The sequence below is a fragment of the Blautia sp. MCC269 genome, assembly GCF_018785655.1.
GTDB lineage: Bacteria > Bacillota > Clostridia > Lachnospirales > Lachnospiraceae > Blautia_A.
The window spans coordinates 1-1,827 of the sequence record NZ_WQQE01000092.1 but is presented as its reverse complement, the minus strand read 5'-3'; the positions used below and the strand labels follow the sequence as shown (position 1 = coordinate 1,827).

2 protein-coding genes are annotated in these 1,827 nt (G+C 50.7%); both read left to right on the top strand.

All coding sequences use genetic code 11. The annotated features are described in order from the left end of the window. Positions 1–2: 2 nt before the first annotated feature. Positions 3–308 carry a DUF3847 domain-containing protein gene (locus GPK88_RS17715; protein WP_252197811.1) on the top strand — a complete coding sequence of 102 codons (306 nt, stop codon included), beginning with the start codon at positions 3–5 and terminating at the stop codon, positions 306–308. 2 nt (positions 309–310) lie between these two features. Beyond that, positions 311–1,783 (top strand): MobQ family relaxase, encoded by a 1,473-nt coding sequence (gene mobQ / locus GPK88_RS17710; RefSeq protein ID WP_074104019.1) that lies wholly within the window; start codon positions 311–313, stop codon positions 1,781–1,783. Positions 1,784–1,827 lie beyond the last annotated feature (44 nt).

The following is a 1,827-nucleotide window of genomic DNA, read 5'->3' as shown; positions in this document are numbered from 1 at the left end:
CTTTGGAACAGTTGAAGCAGGAATATGAAAAAACCACTGTCCTGCTGGAACAGGAAAAACGGAAAATGCAGCGTTTGAAAAACCGGCAGGCGTATCTGGAAAGCGGTTCCCGGAAACAGAGGACGCACCGGCTGATTACCCGTGGGGCAGCTATTGAGAGCATTGCACCACAGACAAAGGAGCTATCCGAAGCGGAATTTTATTCCCTCATGGAAAGCATTTTGAATCTGCCGCAGGCGGAGCATTTCATCCGGTCTGCCACAGAGAACCACGCCCGTATTTCCGGGCAGGAGAAAGGCGGTGACTAAGGATAGCACTTTATCATTTTTCAATCGCACAGATCAAGCGCAGCGCCGGTCAGAGCGCCATTGCCAGCGCAGCCTATCGAGCCGGGGAGCGTCTTTACAGCAGCTACTATGGAGAAGTCAGCGACTACACCAAAAAGGGCGGCGTGATCGCTTCGGAAATCATGCTGCCGCCCCATGCGCCGGAAATATATCTTGACCGGGCGACCCTCTGGAATGCTGTGGAGAACTGCGAGAAACATCCAAAAGCACAGCTTGCCTATTCCTTTGATATTGCCATGCAGAATGAATTGACGCTGGAAGAAAACATGGAGCTGGCGAGGAAGTTCGTACAGGAGCAGTTTGTGACAAAAGGCATGATTGCCGACCTTGCTTTTCACAGCCCGGAGAAAGAGGACGGCGGCATCCCTAACCCGCATTTTCATGTGATGACAACCATGCGCCCTTTGAACCCGGATGGCACATGGGGACAAAAACAGCGTCGGGAATATCTTCTTGATGAAGATGGAAACCGAATCCGGGATAAAAACGGCGATTATATGTTTAACGCTGTCCATACAACAGACTGGCATGAGCCGGAAACGCTGGAACACTGGCGGGAGCAGTGGGCGGCTGCCGTTAATACAAAATTTGAGGAAAAAGGGCTGGATGTGCGTATCGACCACCGTTCCTATGTGCGGCAGGGGCTTGACCTGATACCTACTGTCCACGAGGGAGCTAATGTCCGGCAGATGGAAGCAAAGGGCATCCGCACCGAGAAAGGGGAACTGAACCGCTGGATTAAAGCCACCAACCGGCTCATGCAGGATGTGAGGAAGAAGATCAAAGCCCTGTTTGTCTGGATGGCAGAGGTAAAAGAAGAACTTTCCAAACCGCAGACACCGAGCCTTGCCGACCTGTTGATCGCTTATTACAACCAGCGCAACGCAGGGGCATGGAGCAATAAAGCCAGAACCGGAAACTTAAAGCAGTTTGCCGAAGCCGTCAATTATCTGACGGAAAACAAGCTGCTCACATTAGAGGATTTGCAGGAGCGTCTTTCCTCTGTCAACGAAGAATTTGAAGCGTTAAGCGACTCCATGAAAAAGAAATCTGCCCGGATAAAGGAATTGCAGGAATTGATACGGGAGGGCGAGAATTACCAGCGGCTAAAACCTGTTCATACGGAATTGAACAATATCAAGTTTAAGAAACAGAGGGAGAAATTTGAAACATCCCACGATGCGGAGTTACGGCTGTTTTATGCCGCCCGCCGTATTTTGAAAGAAAAACTGGACGGAAAACCCATTGCCCTGAAAGCATGGAAACAGGAATACGCACAGTTAAAAACAGAGTATGCCGAACTGTCTCCGCAGCACAAGCCACTCCGGGAGGAAGTCATACGGCTACGGCAGGTGCAGAACGCCGTAGATACCGCACTGCGCCGGAGGGAGCAGCCACAGGCAGTACAGAGAAAGAAACATGAGATGGAGCTATGATATAACCGGCAGCTTTACCGCTACCAGTATTTTTATGGAGGGAG